This window comes from Cellulophaga sp. Hel_I_12, assembly GCF_000799565.1.
Taxonomy (GTDB): Bacteria; Bacteroidota; Bacteroidia; order Flavobacteriales; family Flavobacteriaceae; genus Cellulophaga.
Genome location: NZ_JUHB01000001.1, coordinates 1,965,671 through 1,980,832 on the forward strand (window position 1 = coordinate 1,965,671; position 15,162 = coordinate 1,980,832).

A 15,162-nucleotide genomic window follows, 5' to 3' on the forward strand; every position below is an offset into this window, starting at 1 on the left:
AAAGTACAAATAAATTACTACTAAGTAAATTGAAATAAAGCGCTATTATTAAAAATTGATATAGTTTTGCCATAACTTGCGACTAAATTGAAAAAAGTAGCATGTCGGAAAAAAAAGTTACCATTCTTACGGCCTTCAAAACCATCATTTGGCCTCGTAGGAACCTTGTTTTCTTAGGTCTTGTCTTGATTGTAATTAGCAAAGCAGCTAGTTTTGTCGCGCCTTTGTCTCTCAAATATTTAATGGACGATATTATCCCCAATAAGGATGTCGATTTTCTAAAACTATTAGTGGGTGCGGTTGCTTTTGCAATTTTCGTACAAGCGATTACTTCGTTTTTGCTAACAAAAATATTAAGTGTACAGGCTCAATATTTAATCTCTGAACTTAGAGCTCAGGTTCAAAAAAAGGTATTATCGCTGCCCATCCGCTTTTTTGACAATGCTAAATCTGGCGCTTTAGTTTCAAGAATCATGACCGATGTTGAGGGGGTTCGAAACCTTATAGGAACGGGTCTTGTACAATTGGTTGGGGGCTCTATTACGGCGGTAGTTTCTTTGATATTGCTGTTAAGAATTAGTTGGACCATGACGGTTTTTACACTCATTCCCTTAGCCATTTTTGCGCTTATTGCTTTAAAAGCTTTTAAATTTATTCGCCCTATTTTTAGAAATAGAGGTAAAATAAATGCCGAAGTAACCGGACGATTAACCGAAACATTAGGTGGGGTTCGGGTTATCAAAGGATTTAATGCTGAAGCGCAAGAAAACAAAATTTTCGAAGAAGGTGTAGAACGCCTATTCTTAAATGTAAAAAAGAGTTTAACAGCAACGGCTTTTATGACTAGTTCTGCTACTTTTTTATTAGGCATTGCCACCACTGGAATTATGGGGATTGGTGGTTATAAAATTATGATGGATGAGTTGACCATCGGAGAGTTTTTGACCTTTACCTTTCTTTTAGGATTGATGGTTGCCCCGATTGTACAAATGAGTAATATTGGGAGTCAATTAACCGAAGCTTTAGCCGGCTTAGATCGTACCGAAGAATTGATGAATATGACTCCTGAGTCTGACCAAGAAAATAGAACCACAGTTTTAGAGAATATCAAAGGATCTATTGTTTTTAATGAGGTGTCTTTTGCCTATGAAGAAGATAAAGAAGTACTCCACAACATTAATTTTGAGGCTAATTCGGGCGATGTTATCGCTTTGGTAGGGAGTTCTGGCTCTGGAAAATCGACTATTGCTGGTTTAGCAGCTACTTTTTTGAATCCTCTTTCAGGTACTATTTTTATTGATGGTCATGATTTATCTAAAGTAGACTTGAATAGCTACCGAAAAAATTTAGGGGTAGTTTTACAAGATGAATTTCTATTTGAAGGCTCGATTAGAAATAATATTTTATTCCCTAGACCAAATGCCACCGAAGCTGAAGTACAAGCTGCAGTAAAAGCGGCATATGTAAATGAATTTACTGATAGGTTCGAAAACGGTTTAGAAACGCTTATCGGCGAACGAGGCGTGAAACTATCGGGAGGGCAACGCCAGAGAATAGCCATTGCTAGAGCTATTTTAGCCAATCCAAAAATATTAATTTTAGATGAAGCAACATCCAATTTAGATACCGAAAGTGAGGCGTTAATACAAAAAAGTTTGGCCACTTTAACCGAAGGTAGAACCACTTTTGTTATCGCCCACCGTTTAAGCACCATTAGAAAAGCGAATCAGATTTTAGTGATTGAAGATGGTCGTATCGCTGAGCAAGGAACGCATGACGAATTGATTGCCAAAGAAGGACGCTATTTTAACTTGTTTACCTACCAAGCTAGAATTTAGGGCGTACTTCCTTGATTAGTTTCTATAAGCCACAAAAAATGCGAGTATATATACTCGCATTTTTTGTAATCTTTTAAATTTTAAAATCGCCATCCAAAATTGAGACCTCCCCTTAATTGTACTTCAATAACATCTCTAAATTGATCATCCTTCACGAATCCTAAGTTTCTTCCCACGCCAACACCTAAATCAACCAGAAAACCACTATCACTTACCCATTTCCAGCCTATCCCAGCACCTATAGCCGTTTCAAAAGCAGTTTCTTCAGAAGAAGTTGTGCCACCTGGGCCTTCATTTATTTGTATACCATCAAAAGTGTAAAACTTCACAAAACCTTCTGCATAAAAACCCTTAGCACCGTAATCTTCTTTTGAAAAGAAATACTGACGATAGTAAGGCGTTAATGAAAATTTTTCATAATCAGAAAAATCTAAATCATCGTCTTCCAAAGAAATAAATAAATCAGCTCCAACACCTGAATATCTTCCCAAAATATATTCGTAGCGAGGACTAAATGCTGGTATCGCCAAAATGGATGTAATATCAAGACTTACTTCATGTTTATTGCTAGTTGCAAATGTCTCCATACGCTTTTGCGAGTCCGTACGGTCATCATCTTGTGCGATAAGATTTACAGTAGCCAATAGAGCTAGAACGCTTAACAGTAATTGCTTCATGATTCTTTATTTTTAATAACTTATGATGAAGATAGCGCAATTATTTAAAGTATTTTGTTTTAAAAAGTATTTTCTACTTTAAGTAGTTGTATTTTTTATGGTGTAGATACAATCCTAATTTTTAAGAAATTAGAAAAATAATTTCAGAACAAAGAAATTATTCAAAATTATGATTCCGGAGCCAACTCAATTTCCAAGCCTTCAATGTCTTCGGTGAGGTGAATTTGACAGCCTAATCGGCTATTGTCTTTGACGTAGAATGCTTCGGATAACATAGCATCTTCATCATCGGATTTTTCAGGAAGGGCTACATCATTTAGTACATAACATTGGCAAGAAGCACACATGGCCATACCACCACAAACACCGATAGTACCTTCTGGGGCCAGTTCGTAGGCACGCACCAGTTCCATGATATTCATATTCATATCGGTTGGAGCATCAACTTCGTGAGTTACACCTTCCCGGTCGGTGATTTTTATTTTTATATCCATAAATAAGTAGTTAGTGGTTAGGAATTAGTAGTTAGCTATTCTTTTTTACTAATCGATTTAATAAAACCAAATAACACTTTTGAGATTTCATTAGTTTTATCAATTAAATCTGAAGCTTTTTCCTTAGAGATAAAGTTAAGTTTTACAGATAAATATAACATGGAACGAACTTCACTGTTTGATGCTGAAGCAAAATATAAAAATCGAACAAAATCAGAATTAGAACTCCTTTCAAAGCCCTCCGCAATATTGTTAGAAATAGAAACCGATGCCCTTGTGATTTGCTCACGAAATCCGTAATCTCTGAGACTTCCAAAATTTTCATATATCTCTACGGCAAGTGCTTGTGCTCTTTGCCAAACTAAAATATCCTCAAATTTTTTAATTGCCATTATAAATTTAACTTACAATAAATCACTAACTCCTAACCCCTAATTACTAGCTACTACTAATTTATTGATTTCACAACAGCTTTTGGCGCTTCTTTTTTACTACCATCAAAACCATTAATTCCGCCAACGGTAGTGTATTTTAATACGTATTTTTTATCTGGAAAAATCCGTTGATAAGCACTTTGACACATTAGCGTAGCTTCATGAAAGCCACATAAAATAAGTTTCAATTTTCCTGGGTATGTATTTACATCTCCAATAGCATATATTCCTGGGATATTGGTTTGATAATCAAAGGTGTTTACTTTAATCGCATTTTTTTCAATCTCTAAGCCCCAATCGCCTATGGGTCCTAATTTAGGAGATAAACCAAAAAGGGGAATAAAATTATCGACTTCTAAATCGATATTTTGGGCTGCATCTGTATGTTTGGTAATCGTGACTGACTTTAAAGCACCATTACCGTTCACAGCTACAATTTCCGCAGGAGTAATGAGATTAATTTTACCCTCGTTCTTTAATTTTTGTACTTTTTCAACAGAATCTAATGCACCTCTAAATTCATTTCTTCGGTGTACTAAAGACACTTCTGATGCTACATCTGATAAAAAAATACTCCAATCTAAAGCAGAATCGCCACCACCAGCAATAACCACTTTTTTATTGCGATACATTTCAGGGTCTTTTACAAAGTAATTGATCCCTTTATCTTCAAAACTTTCGATATTCTCTAAGAGTGGTTTTCTAGGTTCAAAACTTCCTAAACCGCCAGCAATAGCGACTACTGGAGCGTTATGTTTCGTACCTTTATTGGTCGTAACGATAAATGACCCATCTTCCAAAGTTTCAATTGTTTCTGCGCGCTCCCCTAAAGTGAAACCGGGTTGAAAAGGCTTTATTTGTTCCATGAGGTTATCCACCAAATCGCCCGCTAAAACTTCAGGAAATCCTGGGATATCGTATATGGGTTTTTTTGGATACAATTCAGAACACTGTCCGCCAGCTTGCGGCAATGCATCAATTAAATGGCATTTTAACTGTAGTAAACCTGCTTCGAAAACAGCAAAAAGACCCGTAGGTCCTGCGCCAATGATAAGTATGTCTGTTTTAATCATTAAAAATAATCTTTAAAAATGCTAGGTAAAATTACAGCTTAGTTTTAAATGAAAACCTGATATTTATCAGGCCTCTAAGAAAGCTTTAAACCAGCTGTTCACTTCACAATTCATGAAAGCCCATAATGGCTATTTAATTAAATAATGGCAAGACCAACCGATATGAATCAGCGCATAGCAGCTCGTTTGCTAATTTTTATAGTCCCGAAATATTGATGACTTCTTGTATTTGGGGAGCGTATTTTTTAATCGTCATTTCTACTCCACTTTTTAGGGTCATCTGATTTACGGAACACCCTACGCAAGCCCCCTCTAACCGTACTTTTACCGAAGAATCGTTATCTATAGAAATCAACGAAATATCACCCCCATCACTTTGTAAAAACGGACGAATTTCGTCTAGGGCTTTTTCGATATTTAATCTTAATTCTTCTGTGTTCATAATTATTTCTTTTTAACAGCAGAACAACCTGCCATTGTTGTTATTTTAACCGCCTCTGTTGGTGGCAAACTATCGTTTCTATTCACGACTTGTTGTACCACATTGCGCGTCAATTCTTCAAAAGCAGCCTCTGTCGCTGTTCCCGTTTGCATCGCTGCTGGTCTACCTACATCACCTGCTTCTCTAATGCTTTGTACCAAAGGAATTTCACCTAAAAAGGGTATTTTTAAATCTTCTGCTAAGTTTTTAGCACCTTCTTTACCGAATATATAGTATTTGTTATCAGGCAGCTCTTCTGGAGTAAAATAGGCCATGTTCTCTACAATTCCTAAAACAGGAACGTTGATAGAATCTTGTTGAAACATCGCCACTCCTTTACGCGCATCAGCTAAAGCGACTTCTTGTGGTGTGCTAACCACAACCGCACCTGTTATGGGCATTGCTTGCACTATACTTAAATGAATATCGCCTGTTCCCGGAGGTAAATCGATCAACATAAAGTCTATTTCTCCCCAATGAGCATCAAAAATCATCTGATTTAATGCTTTAGAGGCCATAGGTCCTCTCCAAATTACCGCTTGGTTGGGTTGGGTGAAAAATCCGATAGACAATAATTTAACGCCGTAACTTTCTACAGGCTTCATTTTAGATTTTCCTTCGATATTTACCGCTAAAGGCTTTTCATTCGCAACATCAAACATGATAGGCATCGATGGGCCATAAATATCAGCATCTAACAAGCCTACTTTGAATCCCATCTTAGCCAATGTAACAGCTAAATTTGCCGTAACGGTAGATTTACCCACACCGCCTTTACCAGAAGCTACAGCTATAATATTCTTGATACCTGGTATTGGTTTACCTTTAATTTCATTCGTTTTTGGCTTCGTTGAAGGTGCATCAACTTTTACATTAATTTTTATTTTTGCCTTCTCGTAAACCTCTTTATGAATGATCTTAAGGATCTCAACTTCGGTTTTTTTACGTGCTTGAAGACTTGGATTTTTTATAGTAATATCTAATTCAACCTCATCACCGAAAATTTGAATGTTGGTCACTGCTCCACTTTCTACCATATTCATACCCTCGCCAGGTACTGTAATATTTTCTAAAGCTTTCAGGATATCTTTTTTCTCTAACTTCATTGTCAATTTTTTACAGTCTTTATTAAAACTGATTCTAAATTACAAAGATACAGTTTAGAACCGATATTTTGAAAGGATAAAATTGAAATATCGAATGGTTCTATAAGAATGGTTGATATGCTACAGCTTAATTCATCAGGTTACTTAAGCACCCAACTCTTTATAGGGATCCCAAAAAAGTTTTTCGAAATCTTGAATTTGAAAAGCGACAACTTTAATGCCCTCGTTTTCTAACAATTGCTGCATTAAATTGGTGCCTGCAAAATGATGTTTACCCGTTAACAAGCCTTTTTTGTTGACTACTCTATGCGCTGGAATATCGTCCATTGCATGTGATGCATTCATTGCCCAGCCTACCATACGCGCACCACGAGTGGCTCCTAAATGTTTCGCAATAGCACCATAGGAAGTTACCCGACCATAAGGAATTTGCCTTGCAATTTCATAGACTCTCTCAAAAAAATTTTGATGATCAGGCTTCATTTTATTGATTAAAAATACGAACAGTGGTGATGACAAAAAGGATCAACATTAAGGCACTTAAAATGTAATTAGAGTTCCTTGAAAACGAATTGTTTTTTGTTTCTAACTTATAAAAGTAGATCGTGTACAAATACAAAACGGTAAATGTTCCTAAGCCAGCAGCTACCACAAAAGTTAAAACATCAGTAATTTCAAAATTGATCCAGCCAGAGGTCTTCCACATGGCGTTTAAACCGCTATAGTAAGGAATGGTCAATAGGTTTAAGGCTGCTAATAATATTCCCTTAAAATAACTGTTTTTTTTACTTAAATTAAGTGCTTTTTCTTTTTGAATGGTATTTTTTTTGGCTAAAACAAAAAAATAAATGGTAAAAAAAGCAAATACCACTAGGGCTATTTTTAATAAAACAGCCACTACCTCTGGATTATTATGTAAGTATTTTGAAATAAGTACGGCAATATAGGCCTGTACCATGATCATGGTCGAGACTCCAAGACTAAACATAATTCCGTTTAATTTGCCTTTTTCTACGCTGGTTTTTGCGGCATTCATATTCAATAATCCTGGAGGAACTGTGGCCATAAAAGCTGCAGAAAAGGTGACAAAAAAAAGAATTAATACATGCGTCATTGGTTATTTGACTTTAAATTGAATAAAGGTGATTGGTTTTCCTTTCTCAAGATACTGCTTTTCGTAGAAAGTTTGAATATTCATTACTTCTTTTGGACTTCCTTCATTTTTGTACACATCATGATTAGCGTAAAGTACTTCTAATCCAGAGCCATGTAATAAACCTAAAGTATACCCATGCATAAATTCACTATCGGTTTTTAAATTAACAACACCGGCATCGTTTAAAATAAATCGGTATTTATCTAAAAATAGTTGATTGGTTAGTCTGTGTTTTGTTCGTTTATATTTTATTTGAGGATCTGGAAAAGTAATCCAGATTTCTGAAATTTCGTTTTCAGCAAAGAGCAAATCTATTAATTCGATTTGGGTTCTTAAAAAAGCCACATTGGTTAAATGATCTTCAATTGCTGTTTTTGCACCGCGCCAAAATCGAGCCCCCTTAATATCGACCCCTATAAAATTTTTATTCTTATTTTGTTTGGCTAGCCCAATCGTATATTCGCCTTTACCACAGCCCAATTCCAAAACAATAGGATTATCATTTTTGAAAAAGGAATTCCAATTGCCTTTTAAATGCACCAAACCCTTTTGAACATCATCTCTATCTGGTTGAAGAACATTTTCAAAAGTTGCGTTTTCGTTAAATCGTCTTAGTTTATTTTTACTTCCCACTTTTTTGTACTGTTTTAAAAAAGGCAAAGCTAAATAAAAAATTTCTTGTACGTGATGATCTCCGAGGAAGTACCGTAGGATGCTTATTGATGCCTAGAAACAACCTAGCCAGGAGCAAGTTTATACGTCGTTTTTGATAGATTCTGCTTTTTCTAAGGTAAATGAAAATTCAGAACCAACACCGAGAACACTTTCCACATAAATTTTTTCATTATGCGCTTCAATAATATGTTTTACAATGGCTAGCCCCAGCCCTGAACCACCTTCTTCTCTACTTCCACTCTTATCAACCCGATAGAAACGTTCAAAGAGTCTAGGAATAAATTGCTTGGCGATACCTTCCCCATTATCGGTAACTCTGACTATAACTTTGTTTTTTATCAAGTTTTCAACGCTAACTTCTGTGGTGCCATTTGCATGACCATATTTTATAGAATTCACTAGAAGATTAGTAATTACTTGCTGTATTTTTTCTTTATCGCCTTTTACTAAAATTGGCTTTAGGTATTTCATATCAAAAGCAAGCGTTATTTTCTTCTTAGAAGCCTTCATTTCTAATAAGTCAAATATATTTTGAATAAGCTCTACAATGTTAAATTCACTGACTTCTAAGTTTAAATCGCCAACTTCTAACTTGGTGATTAAATCAAGGTCTTTTACAATATAGATAAGTCTATCAACACCTTTACTAGCACGTTGTAAATACTTTTTACGCAGCACTTTATTCTCTGCAGCACCGTCTAATAAGGTTAAAATATAGCCTTGAACCGTAAATAGGGGTGTTTTAAGTTCGTGTGATACGTTACCTAAAAAGTCTTTACGATACTCTTCTCTGATTTTTAAGGTGTCGATTTCAATTTTTTTATCCTTGGCGAACTTTTCTATTTCTGCCGTTAAGGTTCCCATATCGGTAGTGACCGTTCTAGAGCTTAAGCTTGAAGATTCTAGTAGAGAAACATCATCGTAGATACGTTTAATTCTTTTGTAAATAAATTTTTCAACGCGCAACTGAATTACAAAGAAGCAAACAGCAAAAGAAACTAAAGCTGTAACAATTAAAAGTAGCACATTTAATTCTTCTTGAAATACTAAAAAAAGAAACAGCAACAATAATGATAAAATAGCGGTTATATAAATCGCTGAACGTAAAGCAAATTTGTACGATTTTTTAAATAATATCGCCATTATAAAATAAACTTATAGCCTACCCCTTTTACCGTTTTAAAATGATCATCACCAATTTTCTCACGGAGTTTTCGAATATGCACATCAATAGTACGCCCCCCTACCACAACTTCATTGCCCCAAACTTTATCTAAAATATCTTCTCTTTTAAAAACTTTATTGGGTTTTGAGGTCAAAAGGGCTAGCAACTCAAATTCTTTTCTAGGTAAGGTTAATTCTTCCCCATTATTAATAATCTTATATTCTTCGCGATTAATAACAATATTACCCACTTTTACAATATCATCGGTATTTTCACCTTCTTCTTTTAACCTCCTTAAAAGTGCTTTTACTTTACTAACTAAAACTTTAGGCTTTATAGGTTTCGTAATATAATCATCAGCACCTGCATCAAAACCAGCCACTTGAGAATAATCTTCGCTACGAGCGGTTAAAAAAGTAATTAATGTATGTTCTAAACCACTCGTGTTTCTGATAATTTCACAAGCTTCAATGCCATCCATTTCTGGCATCATAACATCTAAAATTATTAAATGCGGCTGTTTTTTCTTTGCTTTTGATACAGCTTCAACACCGTTTTTAGCGGTAAAAACATCGTAACCCTCTTGGGATAAATTGTAATTCAGAATTTCTAAGATATCTGGTTCATCATCTACCAGAAGTATTCTAATGTCTTTCTTTTTCATCTGTCACTATTGTTTTTTGAAGGCTGCTTCACTTTTATTCTATCACTCAAAAGTAAAGATAATACTAATATTACTAAGGGCTTAACTATAATTTAATATGATAACCTTAAGGTAACGTTATAAAAATAGATGTTTAACATACAGCTAACACCACTTTTACAAAGGCTAGGTTTCTTTGCATCATGAAATTTGAACAGCTACATAAAATGAAATACGCTTTACTATTTTTTGTTTTTTTGATCACTAGTGCAGCTACATCCCAAGATGTTGGGAGTATTGTTGGAAAAATTACAGACAAAGAATTTAATAACGATCCATTGGCTTTTGCTAATGTTTTGATTAAAGGTACTACTAAAGGAACAACTTCTGATTTTGACGGCCTTTTTGAAATTACGAATGTGGAACCGGGCACGTATACTATTGTTTTTAGTTATTTAGGCTATCAAACCGTTGAAATACCAAACGTAGTGGTAGAGGCGGGAAAAGTGACTACCATAGATACACCAATGTCAGCTAGTGAAGGAATGTCTTTAGATGAAGTAGTAGTAACTACATCAGCCCGAAAAGATTCTGAAATAGCACTTTTATTACAGCAGAAAAATGCACTAACCATGCAAGAAGCTATAAGTGCTGAGGCTTTAACCTTAAAAGGGATTGATGATGCTGCTGCCGCTGTTGCTCAAATTTCTGGAATTTCGAAACAACAAGGTTCAAGTAATGTTTATGTTAGAGGTCTTGGCGACAGGTATCAAAATACAACGATGAATGGCTTATCACTTCCTTCTAATGATGTCAATAAAAAGAATATTAATCTTGATTTATTTTCATCAAGTATCATAGAAAATGTTTCAGTAAGCAAGGCGTATACACCACTTTTTTATGGAGATTTTGCGGCAGGAAATGTGAATGTAAAATCTAAAGAGTACACCGGTAATGGATACTTAGAAGTTGCTCTCGGAAGCGGGGTTAACTCGAACGCAGCGGGTGAGGCTTTTGTGAGAAGTGAAGGCCCTAGTGATTTTGGTTTTTACAATAGATATAGCAATGATCCCTTCGCAATTATTTTATCGCATGGTGTTGACCCTATATCATCATGGGAGCCTATAAACATCTCGGCAGCCGTTGAAGGTGGATATTCATTTAATTTTAACGGTGATAAGTCTAGATTAAGCTTTTTTGGTGCAGCTAGCTTTAATAATGGATACACCATTTTAGAAGGTCCTGCTAGAGATTTTACAAATGTTCTAAAAGTAGACTTTCCAAGTGTTAGAGAGTTCTCATATAGCACAAACACTACCGCTTTGGGTAATATTACGTATAAAATTGACAGCAATAATAAAATTAACTATAGTTCGCTTTTTATAAATAGCTCAACCGATGCAGTAGGCTACTATGGCGTAGATGGAAATGGTTTTAACAGAGATGCCATTGCAAGTGATACAGGATTTTATGTAATGAATGTGCAGTTTAACCAAGACATGATTTTTGTAAATCAGCTGACTGGACAGCATATTTTTGATGATAAACTAAGTTTAGATTGGGGTACTGGTTTTAATAAAGTATTCTCAGATGAACCAGACAGAAAAAGAATAACCTTAGAGGATTATCAATTTTCTTTAGATAATGATCCTACTACAAATCCTATTTTTTATACCAATATTCCTTTTGATAACCAACGATTTTTCCAAAGTATTGAAGACGATGAGCTAAATAGTTTTTTGAATTTAGGTTATGAAGTTTCTGAAAAAGTAAAGTTGAATATCGGTTATAATGGAAGAAGAAAAGAACGAAGATTTAACAGTATACGTTATGGATATGACATTCAAGACAGAGACGCTACCCCTATTACCGATGTAAATAATTTTGACGCTATATTTAGCGTTGACAATATTAATATCCCCAACGGAGAAGGTATTTATAATACTTTAGTTTTAAATGCTATCAATAACGAGGTCGGCAATATTAACCGACCTGGCTTACCTGAAAATACCTACCAAGGAAATTTAGAGGTACATGCCGGTTTTTTATCTGCTGAAATTGCTGCTAATAAATGGAGTTTTGTTCCTGGCATTAGAGTGGAGTCTTTTAGTCAAAAAGTAGCCTATAACGTTATTAATATTCGTCAGGACGATCCAGGCTTTAGATCGGTCTATGAAAATTTATATTTACCTAGTTTAAATATAAAATACGGTTTAACTGAAAACGCTAACCTACGCCTTGCCTTTAGTCAAACAGCTTCTTTCTCTGAATTTAAAGAAGCAGCACCTTTTGTATATGAATCGGTAACTCAAAGAGTTGGGGGTAATCCAGATTTACTCGGTGGCCTAAACGGTACAAGTGCTACCTACTCTGATGTTTTTAACTACGACTTAAAATATGAATGGTTCTTAGAACGTGGTGAAATTTTTTCTTTGGCAGCCTTTGCTAAAACTATTAAAAATCCAGTAAATAGAGTTGTTGCTGCCGACGCTACTGGAACCCAGCGTTATTTTAGAACTGGTAAGCAAGCAGATATCATTGGAGCAGAAATAGAAATTAGAAAAAATCTACTTTTAGATGCAGAAGATAGACCTGTATTTTCATTAGGATTAAATGCAGCATATACACGCACGCAACAAGATTTACAAGACATTCCTGCGGGAGAACTTAACACTTTCGGAACTTCTTTTGATAGAGATTCGGACCAACTAGAAGGGGCTTCACCACTTATCATTAACACAGACTTAAACTATAGTCCAACTTTCGGCGACTACAAGCCTAAAGCAACCTTAGCCTTCACTTATTTTTCAGATAGAATATTTTCTATTGGGGCAGGTAGCTTGGGTAATATTGTAGAAAAAGGAGTACCCACATTAAACTTTGTCTGGAAAAATTCTTTTGGAAAGCATTTTGAAGCAAACCTTTCAATAAAAAATATACTAGATCCTAATATTTCTTTTATTCGAGAAAATACAGGAAATGGAGACATTGTAATTCGTGAATTCACACTTGGCGTAAACGCGGGCTTGACCCTTAATTATAAATTTTAATATATCAATTCTATTTTAAACTCAAACAAAATGAAAAACAAGTTTTTACTTTTAAGTTTAACTGCAACTATCTTTATATCCTGTGAGAGTGATGATACTGCAGATATCATTATTAACGATAACAGTGTTACAACGGTTAATAATACAACCACTACTGGAGAAAATCCGGCAACAACAGTGAATTTAAATGGGTTATATTCTGCCGATTTAACACTTGACCCGAATATCGAATATATCATTACAGGCCCTGTATTAATGGCTAGTGGTACCACATTAACCATCCCTGCTGGCATGACTGTTAATGCTCAGCCCATTGGTGTAAACGCTTACATTGCTATTCAACAAGGTGCTAAAATCAATGCTAATGGTACCGCAGCAAATCCGATAATATTCACTTCTAATGCAACAGCTCCTTCGTCAGGAAATTGGGGTGGATTAGTACTTTTAGGGAGAGCACCTATTAACTCTACTGCCGATGGTTCTACTGAAATTGCAACTTCAGAAGTTGGTGCTTTGGCGTATGGTGGTAATAGTTCTGATGATGACTCAGGAATTTTAAGATATGTGCGTATAGAATATGCTGGAGGTGCTATAGATGGCAATGCAGAGTTAAACGGATTATCGGTTTACGCTGTAGGTACCGGAACAACCATAGATTACGTTCAAATTTTTGAAGGATCTGATGACGGGTTTGAATTTTTTGGAGGAACTGTAAATGCTAGCCACTTGGTAGTAGTGAATGCTGAAGACGATTCTATTGACTGGACAGAAGGCTTTACAGGTACCTTAACAGATGTATATGTTCAACAAGATGCAGGAAAACCTCACGACAGTGGTTTCGAATGTGATGGTTTTAATACTGATTTCTCACTTGTTGGTTCATCAGTTTCAAAACCGACCATCAATAACGTGACGGCTATTGGTGATGGCGATAGTGGTAGAGCATTTAGATTACGCGCTGGAACACAAGGTATTTTTACAAATGTGGTAGTGACTAATTTCCAAAGAGGTTTTGTCATCGAAGACGATGTAAATAACTTACCTACAAGTGCGGGTGTAACTTCTGGTGATTTAACTGCTACTAATGTTTCTTTTGCGGCTAGTGTAACGACACCATATACAGGCACCGCACCACAAGCAGATTTTATAAAAGGTGACGCTTCTGCCGCTACTGGAACAGCTATTGGTACTTGGGGTGCTGGATGGACCAGAGGTATTCAATAAAAAATAAATCAAAACAAAAAAACCCGCACATGTGCGGGTTTTTTTGTTTTTGAAATTGTAAGAAAGTGAGATACACAACTTTAAATTCGTATTTATAGCAGTAATTTGTGCATTTCATCGAAAATATTTCATTCCATGGGCTAAGGCTGCAACGAACGGTTTTAAATTTTAGTATATTCGCTCTATGCTTTTTTTGCCTTACTAATTGTATGAAGAAACTTTACATTTTAATCTTATTCTTATCTTTTGCCTCTTTTAGCTATGCTCAAGAGCAAAAAAATATTGGAGATATTGAAGGTTTTAAACTGTATCCTAACCCAGTAACTACCGGTAAAGTTTACATCAACACCAAATTAAATGCTCCAAAAAAAATAATTATTCTAGACGTTATTGGCAACAAGGTCTTAGAAGCGACAATTATAGGTTCAGAGTTAAACCTATCGGATTTGGATGCTGGCATCTATATAATTCGTGTTTTTGAAAAAGACAAAGTGGCTACCCGAAAGCTTATTGTGAAGTAAAAAATAGCGTTTCTTTTTTATTCTCTCTTTTATTTTTAAAACTCTAATTAAGCGGCGTTTAGCTTAAAAAATAAGTAGATTTTTTTTAGAAAAACTACATTTAAGTTATTGTAAAATGCAAAAAAATAGGGTTCACCTACAATAATTTGTATTTCACAACAAATAGTACACAATCATTTAAGCTTTGTATATTTTTACTTCAGTTATCCCAAATGATGAATCATGAAGAAAATCTACTTTCTATTACTTATGGCGTTTGCCTTTACATTATCTGGTCAAGAAAAACTTGATACGCAAAAAGATAATCCCGAAATTGTCGGATTCAAATTGTATCCGAACCCTACGTATAATGATATCGTTTACATTACTACAAAAGATAACGCCACTAAAGATATTCTAGTATATGACTTATTTGGAGAAATTGTTCTTAAGGAGCGAACTACTTATAAAGAATTAAACATTGCCATATTAGATGCTGGGGTATATATTGTACAAGTAACAGAAAATTCAAAAACTACTTCAAGAAAATTAGTCGTAAAATAAAAACCCAACCAACTTTATTTAAAAACTCCTTTTCCTAACAGATAAGGAGTTTTTTTATTTTAGATGGTTGTAGTTTAAAATT

General features: G+C 35.0%; 16 protein-coding genes. 5 read left to right on the top strand and 11 right to left on the bottom strand.

The annotated features are described in order from the left end of the window. Positions 1-101 precede the first annotated feature (101 nt). Complete coding sequence (locus GQ45_RS08695) at positions 102-1,838, top strand: ABC transporter ATP-binding protein (protein WP_047416793.1); 1,737 nt, start codon at positions 102-104, stop codon at positions 1,836-1,838. A gap of 80 nt (positions 1,839-1,918) precedes the next feature. Here GQ45_RS08695 and GQ45_RS08700 read toward each other — a convergent pair whose 3' ends face one another. The 11 genes from GQ45_RS08700 to GQ45_RS08750 all read right to left on the bottom strand — a co-directional run bounded on the left by GQ45_RS08700 (position 1,919) and on the right by GQ45_RS08750 (position 9,763). Next, positions 1,919-2,515, bottom strand: coding sequence for a hypothetical protein (locus GQ45_RS08700; protein WP_052188171.1), 597 nt, complete (start codon positions 2,513-2,515; stop codon positions 1,919-1,921). Between the two features lie 167 nt (positions 2,516-2,682). Beyond that, positions 2,683-3,009 carry a 2Fe-2S iron-sulfur cluster-binding protein gene (locus GQ45_RS08705; RefSeq protein ID WP_047416797.1) on the bottom strand — a complete coding sequence of 109 codons (327 nt, stop codon included), beginning with the start codon at positions 3,007-3,009 and terminating at the stop codon, positions 2,683-2,685. Between the two features lie 35 nt (positions 3,010-3,044). Then, entirely contained in the window at positions 3,045-3,401 is a 357-nt protein-coding gene (locus GQ45_RS08710) for a four helix bundle protein (protein ID WP_047416800.1), read from the bottom strand. Positions 3,402-3,457: 56 nt separating this feature from the next. Next, on the bottom strand, positions 3,458-4,516 hold the full coding sequence (locus tag GQ45_RS08715) for an NAD(P)/FAD-dependent oxidoreductase (protein ID WP_047416802.1): 1,059 nt from the start codon (positions 4,514-4,516) through the stop codon (positions 3,458-3,460). A gap of 196 nt (positions 4,517-4,712) precedes the next feature. Continuing rightward, positions 4,713-4,958, bottom strand: coding sequence for a NifU family protein (locus tag GQ45_RS08720; protein WP_047416805.1), 246 nt, complete (start codon positions 4,956-4,958; stop codon positions 4,713-4,715). A gap of 2 nt (positions 4,959-4,960) precedes the next feature. Next, positions 4,961-6,103 (bottom strand): Mrp/NBP35 family ATP-binding protein, encoded by a 1,143-nt coding sequence (locus GQ45_RS08725; protein WP_047416808.1) that lies wholly within the window; start codon positions 6,101-6,103, stop codon positions 4,961-4,963. A 144-nt stretch (positions 6,104-6,247) separates the two neighbouring features. Beyond that, complete coding sequence (locus tag GQ45_RS08730) at positions 6,248-6,586, bottom strand: MGMT family protein (RefSeq protein ID WP_047416811.1); 339 nt, start codon at positions 6,584-6,586, stop codon at positions 6,248-6,250. A 1-nt stretch (position 6,587) separates the two neighbouring features. Then, a complete protein-coding gene (locus tag GQ45_RS08735; protein ID WP_047416813.1) occupies positions 6,588-7,217 on the bottom strand; it encodes a LysE family transporter in 630 nt (209 codons plus the stop codon). 3 nt (positions 7,218-7,220) lie between these two features. After that, entirely contained in the window at positions 7,221-7,892 is a 672-nt protein-coding gene (trmB, locus tag GQ45_RS08740) for a tRNA (guanosine(46)-N7)-methyltransferase TrmB (RefSeq protein WP_047420225.1), read from the bottom strand. 120 nt (positions 7,893-8,012) lie between these two features. Then, a complete protein-coding gene (locus GQ45_RS08745) occupies positions 8,013-9,077 on the bottom strand; it encodes a cell wall metabolism sensor histidine kinase WalK (protein ID WP_047416814.1) in 1,065 nt (354 codons plus the stop codon). Next, positions 9,077-9,763 (bottom strand): response regulator transcription factor, encoded by a 687-nt coding sequence (locus tag GQ45_RS08750; RefSeq protein ID WP_047416817.1) that lies wholly within the window; start codon positions 9,761-9,763, stop codon positions 9,077-9,079. Before GQ45_RS08750 ends, GQ45_RS08745 begins: the two co-directional genes overlap by 1 nt. A 206-nt stretch (positions 9,764-9,969) precedes the next feature. Here GQ45_RS08750 and GQ45_RS08755 point away from each other — a divergent pair, with 206 nt between their 5' ends. The 4 genes from GQ45_RS08755 (at position 9,970) to GQ45_RS08770 (ending at position 15,080) form a co-directional block, all read left to right on the top strand. Next, positions 9,970-12,792, top strand: a complete 2,823-nt coding sequence (locus GQ45_RS08755; RefSeq protein WP_047420227.1) for a TonB-dependent receptor — start codon at positions 9,970-9,972, stop codon at positions 12,790-12,792. A gap of 30 nt (positions 12,793-12,822) precedes the next feature. Beyond that, a complete protein-coding gene (locus GQ45_RS08760) occupies positions 12,823-14,016 on the top strand; it encodes a hypothetical protein (RefSeq protein ID WP_047416818.1) in 1,194 nt (397 codons plus the stop codon). A gap of 209 nt (positions 14,017-14,225) precedes the next feature. Beyond that, entirely contained in the window at positions 14,226-14,537 is a 312-nt protein-coding gene (locus GQ45_RS08765) for a T9SS type A sorting domain-containing protein (protein WP_047416820.1), read from the top strand. A 222-nt stretch (positions 14,538-14,759) separates the two neighbouring features. After that, on the top strand, positions 14,760-15,080 hold the full coding sequence (locus GQ45_RS08770; protein ID WP_047416822.1) for a T9SS type A sorting domain-containing protein: 321 nt from the start codon (positions 14,760-14,762) through the stop codon (positions 15,078-15,080). The last annotated feature ends 82 nt before the right edge of the window (positions 15,081-15,162 follow it).